The following is an 18,538-nucleotide window of genomic DNA, read 5'->3' as shown; positions in this document are numbered from 1 at the left end:
TTAATGGTATTATTCGGAATAAAGCTCGCCTTTGGCCTTGCTTAGATCTACTTTGGCGATCATCAGGTCGTACAATGCGGTGAAGTAGTTCGTCTGCGCTTCTTTTAAAGAGGATTCGGCGTTGACCACCTCGATGTTCGAGCCTACGCCTTCTTTATATTTGATCTTCGTGACGCGCACAATCTCTTCGGCAAGCGTCAGGTTCCGTTTCTGGGTTTCCAGTGTGGCAAATGCATTCTTGATATTGATGCCGGCCTGGTTGTTTTCCAGATCGATCGACTGTTTCAGCAAGTTCTGGTTGTTCTTCACCTTGTCGATGGCGATCTTTTTCTGGTTGATCTGGTATTTTTTGGTAAAACCGTCGAAGATCGGGATGTTTAGGTTCACGGCCAGTACCATGTTGTTGAACCACTGATTTGTGAACAGCTGGGAAAACTTATCCATACCCGCATTATACCCATAACCCAGCGAGGCCGACAAATTGGGTAAATAGCCGCTTCGCACATTGCGCAGGTCCAGCATCGCCAGTTTTTCCTGTGTATTTAATAAAGAATACTCGATGCGTTTTTCGTAGCTCACATCCAGACTCGACGACTCCGACCGAAGCTCGGCTACATTTACCGCATTAATGTCGTCCGTTAGCTTAATAGGCTCGTTCACAGGCATTCCCATCTGATACCTTAGCAATGCATAGCTCAACTCGATCAGGTTCTGGACTTTCTGCCGTTCGGTTTGCAGGTTGTTGATCTGCACTTCGAGGCGGTTTACATCGAGCAATTCCACAAAACCGCTCGCATTCATCGCCTTTGTTTCGCGCATGGACGAGTCCACACGGGCAATGTTCAGGTCGAGCAACTTGGCGCGTTCTTCGGCTACCTGGGCTGAATAGTAAGCCTTGGTAACAGCTTCTGCAACTGTCACTTTCGAAGAGGTAGTGCTTTTTTGCGCCAGTTCGCGGTAAGTGGCAGCTGCTTTCAGTCCAATAAAATAGGACCCGTTGAAAATAAGCTGGTTCAGTGTTGCGGAGGCTGAACCTTGCCAGGGAATACCGAATTCAACCGCTACCGGTGGTGCGTCCACGGGTTGCGAGGGGTCGAAGGTATTGGCGGGAAGGAAGAACCTCGGGATGATAATGTTGTTGGTTAACGAAACGGCACCTGTTACCTGCGGTAAACCTGCCGCACGAATCTCGCCAATGCGCGCCTCCGCCGAGATCGCGTCGAGCTGCGCATTCTTAACATTCAGATTGTGCTTGATCGCGTAATCAACGGCTTCTTTGAGCGAGTAGCCGGTTTGTGCATGAAGTGGTACAAAATAGATCAGTGCCGCGAGCAGCATCAAAGTGCTACGTATTGTTCTGGCATTTTTCATGGATATTGAGTTCAGTTGCTGGTTTATCTTTTATGGTGTTGTAGTATTCAAAGCCTTTTTCCGAAAGTATCCCCCTCAAAAAATGCCCGAGAAACTGGGTTTGCACGTGCATCATATTGAATTTCTTGGCGGGGTAAACGGTCGGGTCGAAAGCGAGGACGATCTGCTCCACACGGAGGAGCGAAAGTACCTCCACGTCGATATCGGAGCGGTACAGGCCCATTTCAATGCCTTTTACCAGGTTATCGCGGATATTGCGGATGATGAACTCGTATTTGAAGTTCTGAAAAAGCTCCCAGGCATTGGGATAATACTTTTTCAGATCGTACAAAAGCGTGGGGTTCATGTCCGCAAGCGTTTCCTGCATTTGTACCGTGGCATACATTGCTTCCTCGATCGGGTTCTCGGCCAGCTTTTCCAGTTTTTCAATCTCGCATTTCTGCGTCCGGATCTCTTCCTGGATCACAAGGGCGAGAATGGCCTCCTTGTCGGAGTAATGCTGGTAAATGGTACGCTTCGAAATTCCCAGGTCGCGGGCAATGTCATCCATCGTAACGCTGCGGATGCCGTAGCGCCAGAAAAGGTTCAGTGCCGATTTGATAATTCGCTCTTTCACAGCGACAAATTTGAAATTTTCGAATGACAAAAACTAAGAAAACTCTGAGAATGTTTAAAGTTTTCTGCGCATTAGTAGTCGATTATCGGCAAAGACGGCACTAGGCGGGAGGTAAATGGCCCTTATACGCTGATAATTAGCAAATTTGCCCGCTTTTCGGTCGTTTAACGAGCGCTGCTGTTTGAAGAAGAATCATAGGAATGGTTTTTAGCTGTTGAGAAATGTATAAATCTTGAATAGGATTATATTAAGAATAAATAGTCGGATGCAAGAGACTGGTAATGAGCCGGGAAGCCTGGTAATGTGTTCCGGTATCCGGATTTAAGGCCTGAAAATAGGCAGTTGACAACCGGCTGGTCAATTAAAAAATTATTAAGCGGGCATTTTCGGGTATGAACTTGGCAAATAGAGCGATAAATTGCTTTCGAATGGGAATGATTTGACAGTGATCCGTGTTTGGAAATGACACATATTCTGCCCAATTTTCGGGTCATTTTCGTTCCTATTTTTTAACACCCAATTCACTAATTGCCATCGCGACAAACAAATCAATGAAAAGCTACATTGACCTGATTCAGCAGACGTTCGAGTTTCCGACCATGGAGTTCAACGTCGATAATAATCAATTGCTGTTCAACAATGTACCTCTGATGGATATCATCAAGGAACATGGTACGCCGTTAAAGATCAACTATCTGCCCAAGATCGGAGAACACATTGAGAATGCCAACATGTTCTTCCGGAACGCCTTCAAAAGACATAATTACAAAGGCACCTATACCTATTGTTACTGCACGAAATCGTCGCATTTCAGCTTCGTGCTGGAAGAGGCTTTGAAGCACAATATCCATATCGAAACGTCTTCCGCTTTCGATATTCCCATTATCCGGGAGCTTTATCGTCGCGGCAAGGTGAACAAGGGTACGTACATTCTCGCGAACGGCTACAAGCTGCCGCGCTACACGCAATACCTGAGCGAGCTGATCAACGAAGGTTTCAACGTGGTGCCCATTCTGGATAACCTCAAAGAAATCGAATCGTACGAGCAGCAGGTAACTGCGGACACGGTGCAGTTCGGAATGCGCATCGCGACGGACGAGGAACCGAATTTTGCATTCTATACTTCGCGTCTGGGTATCCGTTATAACGATGTACAGCAGCTGTATAAGGAGAAAATCGAGCCGAATCCCCGATTCAAGCTCAAAATGCTGCACTTCTTTATTAATACCGGTATTAAGGACAGTGCCTATTATTGGAGCGAATTGACCCGCTTCATGTTCAAATACTGCGAAATGAAGAAACTCTGCCCTGATCTCGATTCGATCGACATCGGTGGCGGTCTTCCGATCCAGACTTCATTGCAGGCAGGCTACGATTATCAGCAGATGATCGACGAGATCATCGAGAACATCCAGTGGATCTGCAACAAGAACAACGTTCCCGTACCGCACATTTTCACGGAGTTCGGAAGCTATACCGTCGGCGAAAGCGGCGCGGTGATCTACGAAATCATCGACAAAAAGCTTCAAAACGACAAAGAGCTCTGGTACATGATCAACGGGTCGTTCATCACCCAGCTACCGGACTCGTGGGGTATGAACCAGAAGTACATCATGCTGCCGATCAATAACTGGGATAATCCTTATCAAAAGGTAAACCTCGGTGGATTAACGTGCGACTCGCAGGATTTCTACAACTCAGAAATGCACAGCGCCGACTTGTACATGCCGATTTTCGAAGATAACGAACCGCAATACATCGGTTTCTTCCACACCGGCGCGTACCAGGAATCACTCGGAGGTTACGGGGGTATCCAGCACTGCCTGATCCCCGCGCCGAAACACGTGCTCGTGGACCGCGACGAGGAAGGCCGCATTACCACCCGCGTTTTTGCCGACGAGCAGAACAGCGACTCGATGCTGCGGATTCTGGGTTTTAAAGAGGAGCCTTTCGGAGCGCAGGATGGCAAGCCGGTGGTGGAAAAGCCGAAGGTGGAACCTGAGGAGGAGCTGGCAGAAACAAAAATCTGATGCCGTATATAAAGTTCTTTGAATGAGTTCGTTATTAGTCAGGCTAAAACGCTCATTCAAAGAACTTAATTTTATATTTTTGTAGTGACAAAATCTTATACGAACTGGAAAATGAAAAAGATCTTACTTCTCCTGGCTGTTTGCGGAACATTGGCGGTGGCATCATCCTGCACCAAACACGCCTGCCCTGCCTACGGATCAGTACAGAAAACCCAGCCTGCGCCGGTAGTAAAAGCTTAGTCTACTGCTGCAATATCAGCCTGGCGGCTTCCAGCAAATTTTCAGCGGCATAATCTCCCGTCGACTCTTCTGCATTCGGGATGATATGAACCGTTTTCAATTCCACATTCTTTCCTGCTTCCATGTCCCGGTCACGATCGCCGATCATCCATGACTGTGCGGGATCGATATTGTATTTGGCCATAGCCTTTTCGATCAGCAACGAGCCCGGCTTCCGCGATAACGAATTGCCGGAATAGGCCGGATGATAAGGGGAAAAATACAAATCATCCAACGCATTGTCAGAAGCATTTTGCATGGCCTCGTGGATCGCATAAACATTATCAGCGGTGTAAAGTCCTTTTGCGATGCCGGCCTGGTTGGTAATGACAATCAGCAGGTAGCCTGCCTTTTTCAGCATTTGCAATGCCTCGGTAACGCCTTCGGGAATCACCAGTTCTTCCAGCTTGTACAGATAATCCGGGCAATCCTCGTTCAGTACTCCGTCGCGATCGAGGAATACGCATTTGTTATGAGCAGCCATATTTACAGGGAAGAATATTCTTTAACCGCCTCGATAAAGCACCTTACCTTGTCGGGATCGGTATCGGGGTACACGCCGTGGCCGAGGTTGGCAATGTAGCGTTGCGTACCGAATTGATCAACCATTTTCTTTACCTCCTTACGTATCTGGTCATAAGAAGAATAGAGCACGCAAGGATCGAGGTTACCCTGCAATGTCTTGTTCGGGATCAGCTCGCGCGATTCGGCGATGTCCATATTCCAGTCGAGGCCAACCACGGAGCAATTCAACTCGCCGATTTCTTTCCTGGCGAAGAATGCGCCTTTGGCAAAAACCGTTACCGGCACTTCGGTAATTGCATCGCAGATCTGTTTGATATAAGGCAGCGAGAAAACGCGGTATTGCTCCGGCGAGAGAATGCCTGCCCAGGAGTCGAAAAGCTGAACAATGTCGGCACCGGCGGCGATCTGCGCTTTCAGGTAGGCGATCGTACTGTCGGTAATTTGTTGTAATAATGTATGCGAGAATTCAGGATCGGCGTACAAATGCTTTTTGGCCACCGAGAAGGTTTTGGAGCCTTTGCCTTCCGTCATGTAGCAGAAGATCGTGAAAGGCGCGCCCGCGAAACCGATCAAAGGAACGCGGCCGGCGAGGCCTTCTTTGGTTATTTTAATGGCGTCCAATACATATTTCAAATCCGTTTCCGGCTCGGCGATATGCAGTTTTTGGAGGTCATCCAAAGTGTGGACCGTGCTTGGAAACACGGGTCCGCGCTGTTCCACCATTTCATAAGGCAAACCCATTGCTTCGGGGATTACCAGAATGTCGGAAAATATAATGGCAGCATCCACGCCCAGCAAGTCGACAGGTTGCAGGGTCACTTCCGCTGCCATTTCAGGCGTAGTAGCCAATTTGATAAAACTTCCGGCCTTCTCACGAACGGCCCGGTATTCAGCAAGGATGCGCCCTGCCTGGCGCATCATCCAAACAGGCGTGCGTTCGGTTTTCTCCCCCCGCGCCGCCCGAAGCAAAAGGTCATTTTTCAGATTCATGCGGCAAAGGTAGGGAGAAAGTGGTTAAGGCGGAGTGGTGGTTTGGATTTATAGTCTCTCGAAGTCGGTGCTTCGTGAAGTGCACCTGAATGCGAACGGCCGTTGTGCTTTGCAATGTTTTTTGATATCACGCCATCGTTTGACAATCTGTTCTACCATTTCCCAATATTGATAGCCGGTTTTGGAAGGTGGGCTTAAAAAGAATACCCCTACATTATATTGTTGGTATAGCGCCCGTTGGTACGCGTTCCGGTGGATATTGAAGTCCTGCGTGATGACGATGGCATTTTCCTGGCCAATTTTGGCAAGCCAATCTTCATCCGGGGTGCCTTTACCAAAAACCGATTTGATAGACAGCACTTCAAACCCTTCACGATTGGGAGCTTCGAGTATGTTTAAACCTTCTGCAATACTTGGTGAAAGATTTTCGTCGATATAAATTTTTGTCATGCTGCCTTACGGTAATAGTTGATAGCATCATTTACTTGTTCAACTGTTAATGCGTACAGACTGGTGATCATTTCTACCGACTCTCCGCCACGGTGGAGTCTGTAAACAGTTTCAGCCAGTACATTGGTATCTCCGATTACCGGCTGACCGAACTGCCTCCTGGGATCAACGACAATGCTGTGTTCTCTGCCCATTGGGTAAAAGCGCTTTACAACATTATCCTCATTGAATTCAACCTTTTTACAAAACGGCGCGAAAGCTTCTTTGATAGTTATTTGCAGTGTTTCATCAGCCCTGATGATTTCTCCGACTTCACCGCTAAACAGGATTTGTTTGCCGTCGGTGAGAAGATTGGATTTGGCAAAGGGATATTTTGTGCGGAATGCTTTCGAGAGAATCTGATGTGCCTTCACGATCTTTTGTGCACTAACTCCCTCCTGCCTAAGCTGATAGAATGTAAAGAATTCTATCAATGTAAGAAAGTTGGTAACAAGTTCTTTCCCCGACCCATGAGAAAACTCAGATTCTGCTGATGAACTGAAACGGAGCTGCCAATATTCGTGCATCCACCTTCGAACCCTCACGGCAGGCAGATGCAGAATTTCAGCGATGTCGGGAAGCGTGTAAATTCCGGTGCCAACACCAACAAGACTTTGTGTTTCGAAGGGCTTCATATTCATGGAAAAGGTGTGTGAGAATGTAAATGGTCTGCCAATTTAAAGAAATTGACAGACACAAAAAAGCCCCGCGGTTATGTACGGATCGGCAGCTCTATTCTATCAAAACCTGAAATTAACCCCGATCAGAAAATTCCGCCCCGCCTGAGGGAAGTAGAAATTTTCCTGCGTAAGCGCACCGCCTGCAATGTAGCCGTAGGTATAACCATTCGATTCGTACTTCTCGTCAAGCACATTATTGACGAGCAAATTGAATGCAATTTCATTCGCCCACGATGGTTTGATCGTCCATGAAAGACGGATATCGTTGGTAAGGTAGCCGTCGAGTTTGCGGGTTTCGGTGGAGGTGTTGTCCAGATATTGTTTACCGACGTATTTGGTCAGCAATGCGAGTTCCAGGTTTTTGCGGAGTGAATAGGTGAACTGACTGCCCACAATGACGTTCGGCGAGAAGGAAATATCCGATTTGCCGTGGTCGATGGTTTGATAACCGCCGTTATCATAGTCGACGACGTATTCCGTAAAGTTTTTGATTTTGTTCTGGCTGAAAGTCGCATTCGCATTCCATTTCAAATGGTTATTAAAAACCACAGCACCTTCGAGCTCGATACCGGTGCGGTAGCTTTTCGGCACATTTACGCGTACCGAGCCGCCTACGTCATTGATCTGGCCGGTAAGCACAAGTTGATTTTTATAACTCATTAAGTAATAGTTCGCAGCAAATGCCCATTTGCCCTGCTGTGTACGGAAACCGGCTTCTACATTCTGCAAGCGCTCGCTTTTCGGGAAAAGGTCAGCTGTGGAATTGGTAAAATCATCCCGGTTTGGCTCACGGTTCCCGATACTATATGAAGCGTAAACGGAACTCCGCTCAGCCAGTTGGTAAGTCAAGCCTGCCTTTGGATTGAAGAAAGAATACGAGTGATCAAATGCGAGCTGAACGAGGTCATTGTCTGTCCCGTGAATGGCGTGGCTTACCCGGCGGTATTGCAAGTCGGCAAATGCGGTCAGCTGATCGGTGAAAGAATAGTATAACTTTCCATATAGGTTGAAATCCTTCTTCTTACCCGTACTGAAATAATATTGATGCTCATTCTCGATGTTCCCGGCGTTGCGGGCCCAGATGATCTGGCCATAATGGTCACCGTCGTATTGGTTCCAGCCGCCGCCGAAGCTGGCGGTAAGCTTTTTGAAGCTGTTGTAATCAAATGAAAATGTGGTTCCGTAAAAGTAATTATCCAGCCAGCGGCGACGGATAAAATCGGTGCTCGTAAGCGTGTCTTTGCCCACGACTACATTCGGAAGATTGTATTTGCTGTAATCGTCACCCGCGCGGTACTGCTCGTAATAGCCCAGTCCGCGTACGAGGAAGGCATTCAGGTTAAACGTTAGTTTATTACTCAGGTTATGGGAAGAAACGATCTGGTAATGGTCCTGGCGGTAGTTATCTACCTCGTTTTTATAAGTATAGGAGTTATAAGTGCGGTTATCGGAATTGAGCAGGTTTTCAGCGTCTTTTTCACCCAGACTATTCCGGTCGATATAAGCCAGAATACCCTCACGATCTCCGCGCAGCTTAGCTTCCGGCACCCCGTTCCACGACTGGTAGGTACGTTCTTTACCGGAAAACACATTCACCCGCACAAAGCTTTTCTTGCCAAAATACCCGCCGGAAAGGTAATAGGAATGCAATTCCGAAGAAGCACGGTCCACAAACCCATCCGAAGAAACCCGCGAAAGACGCGCATCGAATGTAAATTTGTCTTTAATCAAACCCGAGCCTACTTTCAGTGTATTTTTAAATGTATTGAAAGACCCATACGAGTTATTCAGCTCAGCATAAGCCGTTTCGCGAAATGCATTGGTATTGATATTTACCGAAGCGCCAAACGCGCCGGCGCCGTTGGTCGAAGTCCCCACGCCGCGCTGGATCTGTATGCTGCTTACCGACGACGCGAAATCCGGCATATTGACCCAGAAAACGCCTTGACTTTCGGCATCATTATAAGGAATGCCATTCACCGTAACGTTAATGCGCGTCGCATCGGAGCCTCGTATGCGTATGCCCGTGTAACCCACGCCCCCGCCTGCGTCGCTTGTGCTCACGAGGGAAGGTGAGAAGTTGAGGAGTACCGGAAGGTCCTGGCCCATATTCTGCTTGTCAATTTGGGCGGCAGTGACATTGGTATAGGCCATACCCGTCCTGTCGTTCACACGGGTGGCGTTGATAATCACCTCATCGGCCTGGTAAGTGCTTTTGTTTAGCTTGATTTCCAGTTGGTTAGAGTTAATGGCTGCTTTTGCGGTTTGGTAACCGATGTAGGAGATGTCGAGTACAACGATACTTTCGGAGATATTTTTCAGGACAAAATTTCCGTCTTTGTCGGTGCTGGTACCACGGATTTCGCCGGCTTTAATGGTCGCGCCGGGGAGCGGCTTGCCATCTTCGGCATCGGTAATGCGGCCGGTGACAGTCTTTTGAGCAAAAGAGAGGAGTGAGTTGGTGCCGAGCAGCAGCGTCAGCAGATAGGTCGTAATTTTTCGCATTGCGATACATTATTACAACAGGCAGGGGCCACCTATCAGAAAGTTCGATAAAATGTTAACAGAAAACAGCCGGTTCCGGCTTTCTCTCCCTACGCCGGCATTACCCGGATCAGGTTAAATGGGTATGATCTCAGCCCGTTCGGTAGGGCACCCCTTGAGATTATGCTGCAAAATTAGTACGCTTTTCCGTATTTTTACATATCTCAAGATGAAGTTCCTAACTATTTGAATACCAAAATGAAAAGCTATACAGACACGACCGATATCAGTGCCTCGCAGCACGCCATGGAACTGGAATACCGCTACGGCGCGCACAATTACAAACCGATGCCGGTAGTGATCGAACGAGGCTCGGGTGTTTTTTTGTGGGATGTGGAGGGGAAGCAGTATTTCGATTTCCTTTCCGCTTACAGCGCGGTGAGCCAGGGGCATTGCCATCCGAAAATTGTAAATGCAATGGTCGAACAGGCGCAAAAGCTGACCCTGACATCGCGGGCTTTTTACAACGACCGCCTCGGCGAATGCGAGAAGTTCCTTTGCGATTATTTCGGGTATGATAAGGTATTAATGATGAACTCGGGCGTGGAGGGCGGCGAGACGGCGCTGAAACTGACCCGGAAATGGGCATATAAAGTAAAAGGTATCGAGCCTGGAAAAGCCAAAACGGCGTATGCGGCCGGTAATTTCTGGGGCAGGACGCTGGCGGCGATATCTTCGTCCACAGACGCTTCTTCCACCAATGACTACGGACCGTTTCTTCCGGGCTACGAAATCATTCCTTACAACGACCTTGGCGCGCTTGAAAACCTCCTGAAAAATGACCCGGACATCGCCGGTTTCATGGTAGAGCCGATCCAGGGCGAGGCAGGCGTGGTAGTGCCGGAGGAAGGTTACCTGAAAGGCGTGCGCGATTTGTGTACAAAATACAATGTCCTCTTCATCGCCGACGAAGTGCAAACCGGCATCGGACGCACGGGTAAGCGCCTTGCGTGTGACTGGGAGGGCGTGAAGCCGGATATCCTGGTCCTCGGAAAAGCATTGTCGGGTGGTACCATGCCGGTTTCGGCTGCATTTGCCGATGATGAGGTAATGCTGACGATCGCACCCGGCGAGCACGGTTCCACGTACGGCGGAAACCCGCTGGCCTGTGCGGTGACGATTGCCGCATTGCAGGTGGTACAGGAAGAAAATCTCGCCGGGAATGCCGAAAAAATGGGACAAGTATTCCGCAGGAGAATGCAGGAACTTCAAAAACAATGTTCTCTGATCGAAAGCGTTAGAGGAAAAGGGTTACTTAATGCGATCGTGATCAACGATTCGGAGGACAGCAGTACAGCCATGGACCTTTGTTATAAAATGATGGAAAAAGGGCTGTTGTGCAAGCCTACCCATGGCAACAAGATCCGTTTTGCGCCGCCACTGGTCATTAATGAACCGCAAATGGAAGAAGCTTGCCGCATTATTGAAGAGGTATTTTTAGAAATGAACGGAAATCTATGAAACTGAGACTTTTCCTGCCTGTCATTTTACTCGCCGCGTTTGTTTTTTCTTGTAAGGAGAAAAACGCGGATCCCAAAAACGATACAGAGACCAACCAGTGGATTTATACCAACATGAAATACTGGTACTACTGGACGGATCACATCACCGCGTCGCCCGATTACAACAAAACACCGAGCGACTTTTTTAACTCACTCTTATACAAATACGATGCGACCGCACGCCCGGACGGCGACCGGTTTTCGTGGATGCAGGAAAGCGCCAAGGAACTGGAAGCATCGTTGGGCGGGGAGTCGAAAACCAGCGGAATGGAGTACAAGCTCGTGTACTTCCCGGCCAATACCAGCAATATTGTCGGTATTGTGCTGTACGTCATCCCCGATTCGCCCGCCGCTAAGGCCGGTTTTGTACGGGGCGATGTTTTCAGCAGCGTGAACGGACAGAAAATGACCGATTCAAACTATTCGAAATTGCTAAATACGGAGGACAAGGCGACCTACACCCTGGCCGATATTAAGGATGGGACTTTGAAGGAAACGACTACTACCAGGGAGGTTACGCCTGTTGTATTGCAGGAAGATCCGGTATTTTTCGATTCGGTTTACACAATCGGTGCCAACAAGATCGGCTATGTGGTTTATCACCAGTTCATCCCCGAACCTTTTCAGACCAGTAACAAGGCTTACGATAAAAAGCTGGACGCGATTTTTGCTGAATTCAAAAACAGCGGTGTCAATGCACTGGTACTCGACTTGCGCTATAATCCGGGAGGTTATGTAAGTTCAGCGACAAACCTGTCGAGCCTGATCGGTAAGGTTACGGCCAATGATGTGTTTTACTACAAAGAATACAACAAACAGGTCACCGAAACGAACCTCAAAAAATATGGCGAATCCTATTTCTACGACAAGTTTGTATCGAAAAGCCAGAATGTCGGAGGCGACCTGAAACATTTTGTCGTGCTCGTGTCGTCGCGGACGGCTTCTGCGAGTGAGCTGGTGATCAATGGATTGAAGCCATTTATGAATGTAACATTGGTAGGAGGTAAAACAGTCGGCAAGAATGTGGGCTCGGTAACGATCAGCGACGAGAATAATGGCATTAAAGTGGGCTTGCAGCCGATCGTTTCCAAATCTTTGAACAAGGATAAAAAATCGGATTACCATGTCGGTTTCGAGCCGGATGTGAAGGTGAGCGAGGGTAATATTCTCTATCCTTATGGCGACCCGCGCGACCCCTTGCTGGGCGAGGCGCTGTTCCAGATCACAGGTACGCACGTGACACGCCAGCTCCGGAGCGCACGCGTACTGGCGGAAGAAGCGAGTGCGGAATTGTCGTCGTCGATCAGCCGGAAGGCGGGCGGCAGCAATATGTTCTTCGACAGATAGCGGTTGGAAGAGAAAATTTTTTGAATGGTGCGAGAACGGCTTCCGACTGTTCTCGCACCATTTTTTATTGCTATTTTTACAGACTTGCGTATTTCTAACTAATGGATATTTATGAAGCTGGTAAATGATATGACTGTCTGGTTTTTGAAGCGGCGCTTCGAACGGATCGAACAGTTTATGAAGTACCCCATTGAAACCCAGCAGCGTATATTCTCCGAATTGATCGAAACCGCCCGCTATACCGAATGGGGCGGCCGCTATAACTACGGGCAGATCAAATCGGTGAAAGAATTTCAGGAGCAGGTACCCATTTCGGCTTACGAGCAGCTTTACCCGTACATCGAGCGCGTGCTGAAAGGCGAGCCTAATGTGCTCTGGCCGTCGCAGATAGAATGGTTTTCCAAATCGTCGGGCACAACGAATGCGCGGAGCAAGTTCCTGCCCGTGTCGCCCGAAGCGTTGGAAGAATGCCATTATGAAGGCGGTAAGGATATGATGACCCTGCTGATCAACAACCGCCCCGATACGCGCGTTTTTGACGGAAAGGGCCTTTCGATCGGTGGGACTTTGCATGCCAATCCATTTGACGACTATACCCAGATCGGCGATGTGTCGGCCGTGATCATGCAAAATCTGCCTTCCTGGGCCGAATTTATGCGCACGCCGCCTTTGGAAGTTGCCTTGATGGACCACTGGGAAAGCAAGCTCGATAAAATGGCGTCGATCTGCTCGCAGGAGAACGTGACCAGCATTCTCGGCGTGCCTACCTGGACGATCGTGCTCCTGGATCAGATTCTCGAACGTACCGGCAAAAAGAATATGCTTGAAGTCTGGCCCGATTTCGAGGTTTTCGTGCACGGAGCGGTGTCTTTCGAGCCGTACCGCGATCTGTTCATGACCAAATATTTCCCTTCCGACCAGGTGCTGTACCTCGAAACGTACAGCGCATCGGAGGGCTTTTTCGCGATCCAGGACGACATCAACCGCGTCGGGGAAATGCTCCTGATGCTCGATTACGGTATTTTCTATGAATTTATACCCATCGAAGAATTAGGTAAGGAGCATCCCAAAGCATTGTTATTGGATGAAGTGGAGGTTGGGAAAAACTATGCGATGGTGATTTCGACCAATGCGGGACTCTGGCGCTACCTGATCGGCGATACCGTGAAATTTACGTCTGTCTACCCCTTCCGCGTGAAGGTAAGCGGGCGTACGAAGCATTTCATCAATGCATTCGGCGAGGAAGTAATCGTGGAGAATGCCGACCATGCGATTAAAGTAGCGGCGCACCAGACCGACTCCCTCGTAGCCAACTATACCGCCGGCCCAGTGTACATGGGCGACGGCTCGCGCGGCTGCCATGAATGGATTATAGAATTCACCAAAGAACCGGAAGACCGCGAAGCATTCATCATGGCATTGGACGCCTCCCTGCGCGAGGTGAACTCCGATTATGATGCCAAACGTTACAAAGATATGGCTCTCACGCGCCCGCAAGTACATTTCGCACCCGCAGGTACCTTCTACGCCTGGATGGGCAAGAAACATAAGCTCGGCGGCCAAAACAAGGTTCCGAGGCTGAGCAACACGCGGGAGTATCTGGATGATTTGCTGGCGGGTTTTTAAAGTACCACACCGCATGATCCCCAAACGCTTAAAAATCAAAGGACTATATTCTTACCAAACCGAGCAGGAAATTGATTTCGACCCGTTGACCGACGCGTCGTTGTTCGGGATATTCGGGGCTGTCGGGAGCGGGAAGTCTTCCATTCTCGAAGCGATCACATTTGCATTGTACGGCGATACCGAGCGGCTCAACAAGTCGGGCGACGACCGGACTTACAATATGATGAACCTCCGCTCGGACGATTTGCTCATTGATTTTGAATGCATTGCAGGCAAAAACGGCGATCGCTACCGGTTCACGGTGCGAGGCAAGCGCAATAGCAAGAATTTCAAGGATGTAAAAACCTTCGACAGAAAAGGGTATATCTGGCAGGAAAACGACTGGGTGCCGCTGGCGGAAAACGAATCTACCGAAAGCATTATCGGCCTAAGCTACGACAATTTCAGGCGAACGATCATCATACCACAGGGACGTTTTCAGGAATTCATCGAATTGAAAGACGCTGAGCGGACGCGGATGATGAAAGAGCTTTTCCAGCTCGAAAAATATGACCTCAGCCGCAATGTAGGCTCGCTGAGCAACAGGAATAACCTTGCATTGTCGAATGTGGACGGCCAACTGATGGGCCTGGGCGAGGTAACGCAGGAAATGCTTACCGAGGGTGAGCAACGATTGGAACTGCTCCGGGCGCAAATTCAGCAGATTTCCAATGAGCTGACGATCCAAACGGAGCTCGAAAGCAATTTTCAGAAACTGAAACTCGTCGGCGAGAAGATTCAAATGCTGCAAAACAGGCTCGCAACGCTCGATTCCCAGCGTGCGGCAATGCAGGAACGCGAGGCTACATTAAAGACTTTTGAAACCTGCTCGCTGCATTTCAAATCCATTTTTGACCAGAAAAGCAATCTCCTGACGGCCATCGCACGCGACGAACGCATTTCGGCCGCGAACCAGGAGAAACTGACCGAACTGGCGGCGTTGCTCGGCAAGCAGCAGGAGACATTGCAGCTCCTGAAACCGAGGTATGAAAAGCGCGAGGAACTGCTTGCTACCGCGGAGGAACTCGAAAAGGTCATTCGCATTATCGAACATTCGCAGGCGGTTATCAAAAGGAAAGACGCGCTGGCACGTGGGGAAGAGCAGTTGAAGGAGAAAGAAAGCGCCATTGAAATACAAAAACAACAAAAACAGGAGCTGGAAGCGGCCAATGAGCAACGCAAGGGCAGTATGGGCGATGTGCTCGAAATGGGGCTTGTGAAGTCCTGGTTCACGAAAGTGGACGACCTTGCAGCGGACCGTCAGGCGATAAAAACGGAGGCGGAAGTACTTGCCGCAGAGATTAAAACTTTGACCGAAGGCCTCGGGCAACGCTTGCAGGAGATAACGGGCGATTTCGGCATCCGGTTTGGCGAAGGGCATTCACTGGAAGTTTTTCAAAAGGGTATTGTCGATTACCTGGAAGCAGGTGAAAGTAATCGGAAGGAGCTGAACCGGCAGTTATTGCATATCAATACCCGGGTCGCATTGCACCAGTATGCCGGTAATCTCGAAGACGGGGAGCCTTGTCCACTTTGCGGCTCGCTGCATCATCCGGATGTATTGACTGCCGACGGCGCATTAACGGCGGAAATAGCGGCGATTGAAAAGCAGTTGAATGCATTGGATGAAAAAGAAAGGCTGCTAAGGCGCTTGCAATCCCCGATCGAGCGTGTTTTTAATCAAATAGAAAGCCTTGAAAAACAAAAAGGTTCGATAAAACAGCGCTATACGGAGGCACAGGGTAGGTTGAGAGCGCATGATGAAGCGTTCTTTTGGCCTGCTTTTAACAAAACGGATCGGGAAGGGTTTGATAAGCGCTTTGCGGAAAGCAGTCGTTTGCAGGCTGAAATCAAAGCCGGGGAAACGGCATTGAAAGCATTGACGGAGCAGATCGAAACCGCCGCGAAAGAAAAAACCGAGCAGATCGAAAAGCCGCTGCAAGTGTTGAGAGATGATATTTTGAGGTTTGAAAATACAATACAAACGCTTTCCGACCAGTTGTCAAGAGTTAGCCTGGCGGAATTTGAAACAGTTGAAAAAAATACTATTTCAGAAAAGATAGCAGCTCTCAAAGACGATTACCGGCAGCTTTCGGCCGCATTTGCCGAAGCTGAAAAGCAGGTGGATGCGTTGGAAAAAGATCGGAATACGCTTTCCGGAAGTCAGGCAACTTTGCTGACTGCATTGGAGGGAAGCCGACGGGAATTGTTGACGGTTCAGGAGAAAATCGACGGTGAATTGGCTGCATATGCATTCGAATCGGAAGCGCAAGTGACGGGGATTTTGCAAATGCCTATCCGGATCGGGGAAGAGCGAAAAGCGATCGACGAGTTTAAAATGTCGCTCGAAACAACCGGCGCCGAGTTGAAAAGCCTGCTCGAAGATCATGCCGGGGAGCAATATGATGCAGCCAAACACGAGGAGGTAACTGCATTAAAAAATACGCTGAACGAAAACCTGAACTCGCAGCGGAAGGAAGAAGGAAATATTGGCGGGCGGCTGAAACAAATGGCCGAAGACCTGGGCAAAAAAGCTGCGCTCCTGGCGGAAAAAGGCCGTTTGCAGCTCAGAAAAGAGCATCTCGACGATCTCGCGAAACTGTTCCGTTCCAGCGGGTTTGTAGATTATGCTTCGAGCATTTACCTGCAAAATCTGATTCAGGCAGCCAACCACCGGTTTCATCAAATGACCCACCAGCAGCTCCACCTCGAACTCGGGGAAGGCAATAGCTTCTGGGTGAGGGACTTGCTCAACGGCGGGCATATGCGGTTGCTGAAAACGCTTTCGGGTGGGCAGAAATTTCAGGCGGCATTGTCGCTCGCGCTCGCGCTCGCGGATCACATACACGTACGCAATGAATCGAAGCACAACTTTTTCTTCCTCGACGAAGGGTTTGGCTCACTCGATAAAAATGCATTACAAACGGTCTTTGAAACGTTAAAATCATTGAGAAAGGAGAACAGGATTGTAGGAATTATCAGCCACGTCGAGGACCTGCAACAGGAAATCCAGACATACCTGCGCATTACCGAAAGCGAGGAAGGCAGCCGGATCGTGCCGAGCTGGAAATGAGTATCACACATTAAATGTATATTTGAGCCTATTTGCCCACGCCGTCCTATGCTTTTGGAAAATTTTTACGGGTCGACTCTCCTTTGGATTGAAGCACAGTTATCGGGAAAGAACTGGTTATGGAAACTTACTTTTTTTGCTGTCGCACTGTCGCTTTTTCTGGCTTTTCCGCCCTATTCGCTGCTGTTTGATCATTTGAAAAATAATGGGGTGAGCCTCGATGCCTGGGTTTTTATCCAGAACCAGGCCCAGGACATTCTCCATCCGAAAGACATGGACTACGACGTCCGCCGGGAGAATATGATCTTCCGCTGGACATTACCGGCACTTTCCTTCCTGACCGGCCACAATGTGTTGCTGATCCTGATCATCCAGGCCGTTTTGGGGGTATTATTCCTGTATAAAGTAGCTGGCTACGTCTATTCCGTTTCAGGCGACAAGGTCATCACCGCGCTGTTTGTGACGGCCATTGCCAATATCTTCGTAAGCGTATGGGCGTTCGCGGATGTGCACGGGTATGGCGACGAATTCGCGTTTTTCTTCCTGTTACTGGCATTATTGAGTAAAAATCCGCTCGTGATATTCCTCTCGCTTCAAATCGCATTCTTTACCGACGAGCGGGCCGTGGTGGCGGGAGGTTATCTGTTGCTCTGGTGGATGGGTACGAAGGCTTACCGCAGCAATAATTTTGGTGTTCCGGGTTTGCTTAAATCGGCCTTTACCGGCGAGAGCCTGATTGTTTGGGTGGCCTGGGCGATTTATTTCGCGATCCGGGAGTATGTGCAGACGACTTATTTTCCCCATCATTCCTATTCTACGCTCGGTACGCCGGTGTTGCTCGCCAATGCCCACCGGAACGGGCTGGGCAGCAGTATGTGGGGGGCGTTCGAAGGAACCTGGCTACTTTTGCTCGCGGCGTTCGCTGTGCTGTGCCTTACCCGGCGCTACTGGCTTCTGCTTGCACTGATGGCCGGTTTTGTGGTGCTGGTGGCTACCGGTATCTACGTCCACGACATCGACAGAGCGCTGTCGTACGGCTTTCCATTCATTCTGCTGGCCGCTTTTATATTAATCGAAACCTCCTCTACGTCAACAGTGCGGCTCATCCTGTTTTTTACGATGGTCGTCTGCGTGGCCCATCCGCAGGTTTTTTATATGGGCTACAACAAAATACTCTGGCTCGAACCATTCCCGGTCAAACTGTTCATGCTGATCGACCACCGCCTGCAATGGGGGCTGTTCAGTTAGTGGCCCGCATAGGGTGGCCCGCATAGGGTCGCCCGGATAGGGGTCTCGCCGATTATTTTCGTCCTTTCCCAACCAATACCTTTCGACATTGGTCAACGCCAAGGTGTGGCGTTAACGGCCGGTATGCGTTAAATGATCATTAAGCCTTGCCTGAGGGTAACCGATTTTTTTATGTGAAA

At 49.2% G+C, this 18,538-nt stretch carries 14 protein-coding genes and 1 riboswitch; of the genes, 7 read left to right on the top strand and 7 right to left on the bottom strand.

All coding sequences use genetic code 11. From position 1 onward, the window contains the following. Positions 1–9: 9 nt before the first annotated feature. Both BMW93_RS23145 and BMW93_RS23140 read right to left on the bottom strand, forming a co-directional pair. A complete protein-coding gene (locus tag BMW93_RS23145) occupies positions 10–1,371 on the bottom strand; it encodes a TolC family protein (protein WP_229240719.1) in 1,362 nt (453 codons plus the stop codon). Then, on the bottom strand, positions 1,346–1,987 hold the full coding sequence (locus BMW93_RS23140; protein ID WP_229240717.1) for a TetR/AcrR family transcriptional regulator: 642 nt from the start codon (positions 1,985–1,987) through the stop codon (positions 1,346–1,348). The genes BMW93_RS23145 and BMW93_RS23140 overlap by 26 nt, the downstream gene beginning before the upstream one ends. Before the next feature lie 551 nt (positions 1,988–2,538). Between BMW93_RS23140 and BMW93_RS23135 the strand changes: the two genes are divergently transcribed. Continuing rightward, complete coding sequence (locus tag BMW93_RS23135) at positions 2,539–4,017, top strand: arginine decarboxylase (protein WP_090381916.1); 1,479 nt, start codon at positions 2,539–2,541, stop codon at positions 4,015–4,017. A gap of 111 nt (positions 4,018–4,128) precedes the next feature. Then, positions 4,129–4,257: a hypothetical protein gene (locus BMW93_RS36080; RefSeq protein ID WP_255372357.1), complete on the top strand. Its 129-nt coding sequence runs from the start codon at positions 4,129–4,131 to the stop codon at positions 4,255–4,257. Between the two features lies 1 nt (position 4,258). On the opposite strand, the gene BMW93_RS23130 is transcribed toward BMW93_RS36080, so the two are convergent. From BMW93_RS23130 to BMW93_RS23110, 5 genes are all read right to left on the bottom strand, one after another. Then, positions 4,259–4,780, bottom strand: a complete 522-nt coding sequence (locus tag BMW93_RS23130; RefSeq protein ID WP_090381913.1) for an HAD-IIIA family hydrolase — start codon at positions 4,778–4,780, stop codon at positions 4,259–4,261. Positions 4,781–4,782: 2 nt separating this feature from the next. After that, on the bottom strand, positions 4,783–5,811 hold the full coding sequence (gene hemE / locus BMW93_RS23125) for a uroporphyrinogen decarboxylase (protein WP_090381911.1): 1,029 nt from the start codon (positions 5,809–5,811) through the stop codon (positions 4,783–4,785). A 48-nt stretch (positions 5,812–5,859) separates the two neighbouring features. Beyond that, positions 5,860–6,261 carry a DUF5615 family PIN-like protein gene (locus tag BMW93_RS23120; protein WP_090381909.1) on the bottom strand — a complete coding sequence of 134 codons (402 nt, stop codon included), beginning with the start codon at positions 6,259–6,261 and terminating at the stop codon, positions 5,860–5,862. Further along, entirely contained in the window at positions 6,258–6,935 is a 678-nt protein-coding gene (locus BMW93_RS23115; RefSeq protein WP_177194175.1) for a DUF433 domain-containing protein, read from the bottom strand. The genes BMW93_RS23120 and BMW93_RS23115 overlap by 4 nt, the downstream gene beginning before the upstream one ends. 105 nt (positions 6,936–7,040) lie before the next feature. Continuing rightward, complete coding sequence (locus tag BMW93_RS23110; RefSeq protein WP_090381904.1) at positions 7,041–9,485, bottom strand: TonB-dependent receptor; 2,445 nt, start codon at positions 9,483–9,485, stop codon at positions 7,041–7,043. A 70-nt stretch (positions 9,486–9,555) separates the two neighbouring features. Further along, positions 9,556–9,650: riboswitch (TPP riboswitch) on the bottom strand. 72 nt (positions 9,651–9,722) lie between these two features. On the opposite strand from BMW93_RS23110, the gene rocD reads away from it, so the two are divergent. The 5 genes from rocD (at position 9,723) to BMW93_RS23085 (ending at position 18,359) form a co-directional block, all read left to right on the top strand. Continuing rightward, entirely contained in the window at positions 9,723–10,985 is a 1,263-nt protein-coding gene (gene rocD, locus BMW93_RS23105) for an ornithine--oxo-acid transaminase (protein ID WP_090381901.1), read from the top strand. Next, positions 10,982–12,373 carry a S41 family peptidase gene (locus BMW93_RS23100; RefSeq protein ID WP_090381898.1) on the top strand — a complete coding sequence of 464 codons (1,392 nt, stop codon included), beginning with the start codon at positions 10,982–10,984 and terminating at the stop codon, positions 12,371–12,373. The genes rocD and BMW93_RS23100 overlap by 4 nt, the downstream gene beginning before the upstream one ends. A 111-nt stretch (positions 12,374–12,484) precedes the next feature. Then, positions 12,485–13,999: a GH3 auxin-responsive promoter family protein gene (locus BMW93_RS23095; RefSeq protein ID WP_090381895.1), complete on the top strand. Its 1,515-nt coding sequence runs from the start codon at positions 12,485–12,487 to the stop codon at positions 13,997–13,999. A gap of 13 nt (positions 14,000–14,012) precedes the next feature. Next, on the top strand, positions 14,013–17,111 hold the full coding sequence (locus tag BMW93_RS23090) for an AAA family ATPase (protein ID WP_090381893.1): 3,099 nt from the start codon (positions 14,013–14,015) through the stop codon (positions 17,109–17,111). A 48-nt stretch (positions 17,112–17,159) separates the two neighbouring features. After that, entirely contained in the window at positions 17,160–18,359 is a 1,200-nt protein-coding gene (locus BMW93_RS23085; RefSeq protein ID WP_090381889.1) for a hypothetical protein, read from the top strand. Positions 18,360–18,538: the final 179 nt, after the last annotated feature.

Origin of the sequence: Dyadobacter sp. SG02 (genome assembly GCF_900109045.1) — a bacterium.
Lineage (GTDB): Bacteria > Bacteroidota > Bacteroidia > Cytophagales > Spirosomataceae > Dyadobacter.
Note: the sequence above shows the minus strand (reverse complement) of the source record. Positions and strands in the feature narration are given on the sequence as shown.